This window comes from Colwellia sp. MB3u-55 (assembly GCF_014076785.1).
In the GTDB taxonomy this organism is placed as follows: Bacteria; Pseudomonadota; Gammaproteobacteria; order Enterobacterales; family Alteromonadaceae; genus Colwellia_A.
The window spans coordinates 1-9,647 of the sequence record NZ_JACGUS010000043.1 but is presented as its reverse complement, the minus strand read 5'-3'; the positions used below and the strand labels follow the sequence as shown (position 1 = coordinate 9,647).

Annotated in this window: 10 protein-coding genes; 1 reads left to right on the top strand and 9 read right to left on the bottom strand. The window is 36.0% G+C overall.

Annotation, left to right across the window (positions count from 1 at the left end; genetic code table 11):
• Positions 1 to 208 precede the first annotated feature (208 nt).
• The 7 genes from H4J66_RS01160 to H4J66_RS01130 all read right to left on the bottom strand — a co-directional run bounded on the left by H4J66_RS01160 (position 209) and on the right by H4J66_RS01130 (position 6,684).
• Complete coding sequence (locus tag H4J66_RS01160; RefSeq protein ID WP_182169488.1) at positions 209 to 997, bottom strand: trypsin-like serine protease; 789 nt, start codon at positions 995 to 997, stop codon at positions 209 to 211.
• A 117-nt stretch (positions 998 to 1,114) separates the two neighbouring features.
• A complete protein-coding gene (locus H4J66_RS01155; RefSeq protein ID WP_182169485.1) occupies positions 1,115 to 2,458 on the bottom strand; it encodes a S41 family peptidase in 1,344 nt (447 codons plus the stop codon).
• 136 nt (positions 2,459 to 2,594) lie between these two features.
• Positions 2,595 to 3,011, bottom strand: coding sequence for an MAPEG family protein (locus H4J66_RS01150; protein WP_182169482.1), 417 nt, complete (start codon positions 3,009 to 3,011; stop codon positions 2,595 to 2,597).
• 527 nt (positions 3,012 to 3,538) lie between these two features.
• On the bottom strand, positions 3,539 to 3,829 hold the full coding sequence (locus tag H4J66_RS01145) for a DUF3817 domain-containing protein (protein WP_182169479.1): 291 nt from the start codon (positions 3,827 to 3,829) through the stop codon (positions 3,539 to 3,541).
• A gap of 157 nt (positions 3,830 to 3,986) precedes the next feature.
• Positions 3,987 to 4,292, bottom strand: a complete 306-nt coding sequence (locus H4J66_RS01140; RefSeq protein WP_182169476.1) for a hypothetical protein — start codon at positions 4,290 to 4,292, stop codon at positions 3,987 to 3,989.
• Positions 4,293 to 5,349: 1,057 nt separating this feature from the next.
• Positions 5,350 to 5,925: a hypothetical protein gene (locus H4J66_RS01135; protein WP_182169473.1), complete on the bottom strand. Its 576-nt coding sequence runs from the start codon at positions 5,923 to 5,925 to the stop codon at positions 5,350 to 5,352.
• A gap of 114 nt (positions 5,926 to 6,039) precedes the next feature.
• On the bottom strand, positions 6,040 to 6,684 hold the full coding sequence (locus H4J66_RS01130; protein WP_182169470.1) for a hypothetical protein: 645 nt from the start codon (positions 6,682 to 6,684) through the stop codon (positions 6,040 to 6,042).
• Between the two features lie 418 nt (positions 6,685 to 7,102).
• On the opposite strand from H4J66_RS01130, the gene H4J66_RS01125 reads away from it, so the two are divergent.
• The gene (locus H4J66_RS01125; RefSeq protein ID WP_182169467.1) at positions 7,103 to 8,365 is read left to right on the top strand and encodes an IS110 family transposase; all 1,263 of its coding nucleotides are present in this window, start codon (positions 7,103 to 7,105) and stop codon (positions 8,363 to 8,365) included.
• Positions 8,366 to 8,785: 420 nt separating this feature from the next.
• Here H4J66_RS01125 and H4J66_RS01120 read toward each other — a convergent pair whose 3' ends face one another.
• Positions 8,786 to 9,079: a HigA family addiction module antitoxin gene (locus H4J66_RS01120; RefSeq protein ID WP_182169464.1), complete on the bottom strand. Its 294-nt coding sequence runs from the start codon at positions 9,077 to 9,079 to the stop codon at positions 8,786 to 8,788.
• Positions 9,079 to 9,357, bottom strand: coding sequence for a type II toxin-antitoxin system RelE/ParE family toxin (locus H4J66_RS01115; protein ID WP_146801274.1), 279 nt, complete (start codon positions 9,355 to 9,357; stop codon positions 9,079 to 9,081). Before H4J66_RS01115 ends, H4J66_RS01120 begins: the two co-directional genes overlap by 1 nt.
• Positions 9,358 to 9,647: the final 290 nt, after the last annotated feature.

Sequence of the window (9,647 nt, the reverse complement as noted above, 5' to 3'; positions counted from 1 at the left end):
TAAATTACAAAACTCTTGAGCCTTTGTGATTGCTTGGTTGTAACGCACTTTAAAATAAATTGATATTGCAATTAAGGATATAAATATAATAACGATCACAAAACTTTCCTTGTACAGCTAACGCCCCATTAAGAGGCAAATGATAGTTGGCTAAAATAAGCGACGAAGGAGCAAAAGCCAACTGTCATTGTCCTTATTTAACAGCTTGTTAGTTACCCAGTACACCCAATATCCAGTCATTGTAATTTGACACCCTAACTTGATAAGCAGTAGTACCATACAAACCACCTTTAAAAGAAGATATATCGCCATGCCCCAATTGCCAACTTGATAAACCTATCAAAAAAGGCACACCGTCTTGAAATACAACAGATGCCCCTCCGCTATCTCCTGAACCGTGCATCCCCTCGAGTGATAATGCATTTGCAGGTTCGTTAAATTTAAATACCAGCCAGTTACCTTCTGCGCTTTCAACAACATTTTGAAACTGATTCATAACACGAAGTGATTTAGTATCAGGATCTTCACCAGTTAATCCGTTCCCAGTAGCTCCCTTACCATAAACTGTAATTATTTTGTCTTTTTCACTTTTACCCGTATACATACTGATTGGTTCTATACCATTAACGGGTGAAGTTAATTTGATTAACGCAATATCACTTCTAGATTTAAAAAAACTCATTAAAGGCTCTAAATCACCTTTAAGTAAATTTTTATTAGGTTGAGTGTAATTGGGGTGTATATGAACGCTTTCTATTTCATAAACTTTTGAACCAACAATTAAATCCTTGCCAACATAATCATAAAAAATAGTATGTGCTACAGTCAAAATCCATTGTGAATTTATTAGTACACCATGGCCTTCATGTGGCATATCAATTAGGTATTCAGGTGCTTTTTCTATGACATAATTTTCAGGGGGAATATCATGCCTCTTCACAACAGCATTACTGATAGTAGAAAAGAAAATAAGGGATAAGAGAAATAAAATTTTCATATTACGTCCATGTTCATTGATGGGTAACTAACGCCACGTTAAGCGGCAAAAAGTTGTTGGCTAAAATTGTGAACGAAGTGAAACAGCCAACTGTTTTTTGTCCGTTTAAACGCCTTGTTAGATTTGTTCTTTCAACTTTTTAATAGAGCTAGAAAGTACAATATCTTTTTCTGATCTCAGATGTTCAGGCATACGATCAATAATAATTTTTGGGCTAATACCATAGCCTACAAACTCTCTCCCATCTGGGTATGTATCTCTTTTAGTACAAATTCTGAAAGACCCACCACCAGGTAAATCAAAGAAAATTGGCTGGCCCGTACTTCCATATGTTTTTTCACCAACGGTAGTAAAGTGCTTTAGCTTATCTGCATAGATTAAAAAATCCTCTGCTGCTGAGGCGGTATGCCTCCCAATCAACACGTAAGTAGGTACAATATGACTATTTTCTTTTGCTTTGAGCGATTCCATAGCTCCTGACTCCCATGCATTATCTTGGGCATAACTTTTATATTTTTCACTATAGTTTCCCCATGCTTTAAACGCAGCAATATTTTTTCTGGTTTTCCAAATAGAGCCATCTAAATCTTTATTTGTAAAGTGGGATAATATTTCAGCTGCAATACTTGAATTACCGCCACCATTGAACCTTAGATCAATAATTAATCCCCTAGCTTGTTTAACTTCATCATAAACTTCATTGAAGTCTTGCAGGATTTTTTCATCATGAAAACCATTAAGAGCGATATAGGCTATCTTACGATCCAACCACTTAAATTCAAATAACTCCCCATTCGATTTGGGAAGCTTTAACGACACTTTATCTATTTTTTGATGTCGTGCATTTCTAGTAAGAGTTAAGTCTTTGAACTCCCCTAAAGGAGTCTTTATAGTAAAATTAACCTTACTATCAGGTGATCCGTTTAATGTATTTCTTACACCATCGTTCCACAAAATATGCTCGGTTGAACTAGCAATATAAGGCATAACATTGGTTTTTAAATAAGTTTCTAAATTAACACCTTCAACTGAAACAACGGTAGAGCCTAAAGGAATTTCAGCTTGAAGCTCACTTTTTACTTTAGTAACTACAGCTTGCTGATGAGCCTCTCTTAAACTTAAGGCTGGCCAGTCTACATACTTAGAAGAAAGTCCTTTTGGTAAGTAAATATTAGTATGTCCATCGTGCAGTAAAGCATTAAATTTCATTAGTTCGCGATAATACTCATAAGTTGTTTCAGTAGCTAAAACTTTGGGGATATATTCTCTATATGCGCTATCAAAATCTAAGTCGGGTACTTGGTCAAAATACGCAAAATTGTAACTCGCTTCTTTCCAAAATAATGACAAACCATATAATTTATCTTCGTTTGATAAATTATATGGTGGATTTCCAACCTCTTTGGCAGAAACAGAAATAGATACAATTAACAAAGATGCTAATAATACTTTTTTAATCATTTAAACTATCCTTAGTAGCTTGAAACTCTGATGTAACCATGAAAAATCTAACGCCCACTTAAGCGGACAAAAATAGTTGGCTAAAATAGTGAGGAACGAACGACAGACATCATTTTTAGTCCTTTTGATTGTCTTGTTAGACAATCGCCCAACCACATAAACCAAGAAGTATTATATTTGCTACCAAGGCCATTAAATAGAAATAGCTTCTTGAACTTGGATTTTTTTCTGTTGATATCGAATAATACAGAATCATATGAATAATTCTGGATATTGCCATGATCCAAATTATGATTCCAGTCCAAAAAATATTAGCCCCAACAAGTATTGCTAAAAATGAAGCACCAAGCATCACTGTGGTATTTTCTAGAGAATTGGCAAATGTTCTATTTGAACGAAACACGAATGAAGAATGACTTAGTGATGAATCAATTTTTCCAGGAATAGCACCTGGCTGTGAAGCTTTAGATTTTGCTGCAACTAGACTTTGTACTACAACAGTCAATATGATTGTTAATATACCGAAAAAAGCAACTGAATAAGAATCTAACATGAACCAAACACCCCTTTATTTAATATTGCCTAACACCCAATTAATGGGCTAAAAATTGTGGGCTAAAATGGAAGCGAACAGCCCACAATTTTTAGTCCTGTTAAATTGCTTGTTATCTGCACTCCTTACTTGAATCATTGTTTAAGCTTCGTGTAAGCATGCCACCCAAAATATTTAAAATGCCTTCAAGAGTATCTGAATTTTGATTGTTTTTAACCTTGTTTCCGTGAGTGTTACTCTTGTTTTTATTCTCATGTCTTTCGAATGCATTATCACCCGCACCGACAACAAAATCACATGCACATTCGTTGGCTTAGTTGTTGAGCAACCACCTAAAGAAACTAAACATGTGATTATGATGATTTTTACTGAAACTTTCGAGAATATACAAACTCCATGTGCACATAACGCCCACTTAAGCGGACAAAAACAGTCGGCTAAAATGTGTAGCGAAGCGGAACTTTTGTTTCGCTTGAAGTTCTTGTTATGTGCATTCTTGGCATGATGTATGACACGCACTAACTAAATTATGCTACGGACAATGCTTGTTTTGTGGATTCTTTTCGCAAGAACAGTTCGACAATAATAAAAGCAAACGGAACAATAGAAGCTAAAAACAATGCTATCCAGAATAGAATAGACCAACCTTTTTTCTTGGCTACAACAAATGATAGCGCAATGTAAAGCATGAATAAAACACCATGAAACATGCCAAGATAAGAAACAAATTCTCTGCTTATTAGACCAAGCGTAACACATAAAATAGCTAAGAATGACAAACCCTCAACAACACTGATAATTCTAAAATATTTGAGCATGATACAACCTGTTTAGTTCTAACTTTATCATTGACCTAAACATAAAAATAAATGTTCAGGCTTAAGGCTTATAAACGTTTAGCACATAACACCCAATTAATGAGCTAAAATGGAAGCGAAACTAGCCAACTGTTATTTGTCCCGTTTGAAGGTCTTATTAGAATAATGTGAGCCCACCAGAAGCTATAACAAGAATAAGCCCAACAGACCTTACAATATTTACGTGCCCAACTTTTAATATGACTGTATTTGTACTGCTATGTAATTTTGAGAAGATTTCATTTATAGGTTTAAAAAACATCCAAGGCGTACACGCCATGCTAAAGAAAACAAATACCATCCCCAACATAGAAAATAAACGTTCAAAGTCTATATCTTGAACCAACACCTGATTTAGAACGGCAATAGTCGTAATAATACATATAGTAAAACAAGATATGGTCGCTATTTTTTCTTTCTTCATACTATCAATTAACTCCCTGTTTTGATAATTATTATAACGTCCACTTAAGCTGACAAAAACAGTTGGTTAAAATGTGAAGCAAAGCGGAACCTAACTAACTGTTTTTGTTCTGTTTGAAGTGCTTGTTATATGCAATCCATTAACTTACTCAGTTGTTCTTTGTTCTTTGTTCTTTAATTAAGAACATAACAAAAAACAAGACTGAAAAAGAAATGTCACTACCTGAATACTCTCCATTGCAAGCTGAATTGTGACAAGTAAATTCAGCTCCGCTTGCGATAGTCAAAACCCCAAAAACTATAGCTAGAATTAAATATGAATATTTTTTCATTGAACACTCTTTAGCATATAACGCTCGCCATAAACGGCTAAATAATAGTTGGCTAAAACAGCGAGGAACGAGCACAGCCAACTGTTATGTGTCCGTTACTTTATGGCATTGTTAACTGTACTATGGCCACCTTGCTATGGTAAGTAATAATATTAAACTAAAAACGTAACCATAAAACAGTTGCATAATAGTGAAGGAAAAAACACCTTCTGTGACTGTAACTATACCGTGCCTACTTAACGTCCACCCACTTCGAAAAGAATGCAACAAAGGTGACCCTGTCATTAATAAAATAAGTGCGGAATAAAATTTATCTAAGCCTTTCAATATGCTCGGTTCAGTTGACAGCACAACAGGAAGACTACCTATAAAACTAAACAAAAAAACACCTACAACCCTTTTATAAGAACAACTGACCTTCATTATTCCTTTTCTTACTTCTGCCTCTTCTTTGATTTCATTATTGAATTGTTCAAGTTCATGATCTCTTTTTGATAACTCCACATTAGTTCAGCAAAGTTTTCTGGATATTTATCTTTATCAATATTTACTTTTACATCAAGTAAGTCTTCGAGAGTATATTGTGAATAATCGATTTTAATGCTGATGTCTCCTTGTACAGCTAACGCCTCGTTAAGAGGCAAATAATATGTTGGCTAAAATAAGCGACGCAGGAGCAAAAACCAACTGTTATTTGTCCTGCTTTACGACTTGTTAGCAATACGGTTATACACCAACTGGCGTTGTAAACAAACCTACAAGAACCAAGAACCAAAATACAACACTAAGTGCTAGCCAAAAATAATTTAAGCCAGTTATTCTACTATTTGATTTACCCTGTTCATCTTCGCCAGAGTAGTTTACCAAAGATTGTGCTTTATATAAGACCCAGCAAGATACAGGAAGTATTAATAAACTAAGGTAAAAGGTAACTGGGTTGCCGTGCCCCCTGTCTGATAAGTTAGTACAAATTTGACAACCAATAGCAAATACAACATATATGGTTGCCATGTAATTAATACTTTTAGGAGCTTCTCCAGTCTTTTTTGTGTACCTCATTTCAAACAAAGCAAACAAAGAATGAGTGAAAAAAATAGAAAAAATCCCTCTCATAATTGGCCACATATCTTCATTTGTGCTTTTTTTGTATAAGCTCCAATGCTTAAAGAACCAATAAACGGTATAAAAACCAAATGTACCGAGGAATAAAATTAAGAATTTCTTTGGGGATACTATATAGAATTCCATTTCGTTCGATTCAGCCTGAGATTCACTATCTGAATTTTCAATACTTGCTTCCATTGCTACTCCATGTTGATGTATTGCTAACGCCACATTAAGCGGCAAAAAATTGTTGGTTAAAATATTGAACGAAGTGAAAAAAGCCAACTGTTTTTTGTCCTTTTGAGCAACTTGTTAGCTTTGAGGGCTCATAAGCATTGCCATACCTAGCCAAGAGAACCATAATATTTGGCCTAAGCCAAATATTTCTGTCAGTATTTCAGCAGGATAAATAGTGAGAATACCAACAGTACCAATAAAAAGACCGAAACAGTTTAGCAATTTAGGTAGTTCAATAATTTTTAAGCCTGCAACACTCAATAAAAGAACCCATAACCCTCCTACAACTTCGTTACCGCCCCCTAAACCTTCAACTATTGTATTAATAACTACCCAAAGAGTCATTGCTTGCTCTTCGTTTTTGGCAGACAAATCGATTACAGCACCTAATCCTACATTTGCAATCATTCCACTTGCTATGACAAGGCCAACCCAAATAATACCGAAGACCGAAGCAGTTTGTGATAAAACAGGGGCTTTGGTTTTCATCCGTTGATGGACCGCTAAAACTAATACTGCCAAAAAAAGACCAAAGGCGACATACATAGTTAAGTTAACTATCGATAAAATTACCTGATTATTAGTTAGAAAAATAAATTTATGTGTATCATCCGCACTTACAGGGTAATCCCAAAACGCTCCAAAAAAAACAAAAGCTGATATGTAAATAGCGGCCTCAAAAAGTGCTGCGACGCCACCTATTTTTTGTAAGTTATTCACGACTCTATCCTTGATTAGAAAAAATTTAATTTAAGTTAACATAAAAGAATAGTTGTTAACGACTTCAGTATGTAACAAAAGCTAACGCCACGTTAAGCGGCAAAAAATTGTTGGCTAAAATATGAAGCGAAGCGGAACCTAACCAACTGTTAAAAGTCCTGCTTGAATGGCTTATAGTTCGACCAAGCCACTTAATCTCATAAAGTAACTTACTATTAGATTAGGTGGAACATGCTCCTGTTGGTTACGAATATTGAACGGCAGACATTCAATGTTTCTAACAAGACGTTCGAACCAACAGAGCAACTCGCTTTCTAAACGCATACTCAGGGATTGCCGACCACGACTATCTATAAGACCTGCGAGAAACGAGATTTAAGCACATTCCGCCTGTAACTTTACCCGCAGGAGCTGAAAAATGAAAGCCTATAACGTTAATGATTTCGCTGCTTTAGTCGGTATCGATTGGGCAGATAAAAAACATGATATCTGTGAACACCCCAACGACACTGAAAAATACCACTACAGCATTATAAAAAGTAAACCCGAGGCGCTTCATGAATGGGCAATGAGCCTTAAACAGCGTTACCCAAATCAAATAATAGCGGTTGTTTGTGAGCTAAAAAAAGGTCCGCTGATTTATGCGTTATCAAAATATGACCATCTTGTTTTGTTTACTATTAACCCCTCCACCGTGGCTAAATATCGTAAAGCCTTTACCCCAAGTGGTGCTAAAGATGATCCTTCTGATGCACTACTACAAGTTGAGATTTTGACCCTACATATGGGGAAACTCAACGTCATTGAACCCGAATCAGCGGCTATGCGAGCACTCTCTCAATTGGTTGAATATCGTCGAAATCTGGTGCAAGATAGTGTCGACTTATCAAATAAGATAACCGCCGCATTAAAGAATTACTACCCACAAGCTCTTGAATGGTTTAAAGAAAAAGATACACTTATCTTCTGTGATTTCATCCTTAAATGGCCGTCACTCGTTCACGCTCAAAGAGCAAAAAAACAAACATTATTAAACTTTTTTAATAGCCATAACTCACATTACGCCCAGGTTAATGATGCCCGTATCATGAGTATTAAAAATGCCATGCCATTAACAGAAGACACCGGAGTAATAGAACCAAATCAACTGTTAGTTGAAGTACTCATTGCGCAATTCAAAGTGTTACTCAAGGGTATTGAATCGCTAGATAAAGTGATAAAAAAGGCCTATAAAGCTCAAAATGATAAAGTTATTTTTGATAGTTTCCCCGGTGCAGGCCCACAACTTGCGCCACGATTATTAGTGGCATTGGGCAGTAATAGAGATCGTTATGATGATGCATCTGAGCTACAAAAATATGCAGGTATTGCGCCTGTCATGGAACGCAGCGGCAAGAAAATGTGGACACATTGGCGGTACAGTTGCCCTACTTTTTTAAGGCAAACCTTTGTGGAATGGGCCGGTTTATCGATACGTTATTCGTTTTGGGCAAAGGCTTATTACGAGCAACAAATAAGCAAAGGTAAACCCCATAATAGTATTATAAGATCACTGGCTTTCAAGTGGATCAGGATCGTATTTAGGTGCTGGAAGACACATACACCATACGACGAATCAAAATATTTAGAAGCACTTAAAAGAAGAGGTTCACCGCTATTAAAATTTGCAATAAATAGCTAAATTTTACTAGTTGTCCACCTCAGGGCGTGTTGTTATGAGTGAGTGTGCGCCAAACCAAGCCTTTTAATTATTTGAACAATACAACCAATTAAAAAGTAACCTAAAAACTGACCTGAAAGAAAAAGAATCATTTTAGGAACAAAATCAGTTTCTTCACTGAAAAAACTTAGAATGAACATTGCTGGAGCAGCCAATATACTATATCCAGGTAATGACACAGGAACCATGAAGTAATTAAATAAAAAAGAACACAGTCCAATTACAATACCAATAGCCCCGAATATAGAGGAAAACTTATAATTTAACACCAAAAATATCGACTCATCATAACGCCCTGTTAAGCGGAAAATAATGGTTGGCTATAATGCGCGAAGCGCAAGCCAACTGTTATTTTTCCGTTTGAACAGCTTGTTATATTTTTTATGCCACTGCAAAATTTACTGAGTGGACATTGGTTAAGTTTATTTGTTGCTTAGCATGCCAAAGATCATAGTTATCTTGCATTGATAGCCAACTCTCAGGAGTTCTTCCTATTGCTTTAGACAAGCGCAGTGCCATTTCGGGAGAGATGGCACTTTGACCTTTAAGAACTCGATTTAAAGTAGATGATGCTACATCTAATTGTTTAGCCAGATAGCGACAGCTAAAACCAGCAGGCTCCAAATAAACATCGTAAATGAACTCCCCTGGGTGCGGTGGATTATGCATAGTCATTAGTGATAGTCCTCATAGTTGAGAATGAATGCATTGCCATCGATAAACTCGAAAGTAATGCGCCAGTTACCGTTTACAGTAATAGACCAAATCCCATCTCTATTGCCTTTTAAAGGATGTAATTTAAAACCGGGCAAATTGATATCATCAATTTCTTGAGCGGTGTCTATTGCGGCTAGTTGCATACGTAATTTACGTTGATGCTTTGCCTGAATACCTGAGACACTTCCAGTTTGGAAGTATTTCTTGAGTCCTTTGTGCTTAAAAGATTTAATCATGCAATAAGTGTAGCGTGATGCGCATCAGTTGTCGATAAAAATATAACGCCTTACTAAGCGGCGCGAAATTGTTGGCTAAAATGTACGAGGAACGAGTGCTAGCCAACTGTTTAGCGTCCGTTTGAGTAACTTGTTATGTGGCTTTACATCACCACAAATCGTACAATTTATATAAATATTAGTAACATAAAATGCATATTTAAAAAACTCACAGCATTGCGACACACTAAACCGTGAATTTTGAGCCACGAATGAAAAGTGAATTTACCACTTACCTGCTTTGGCGAAAA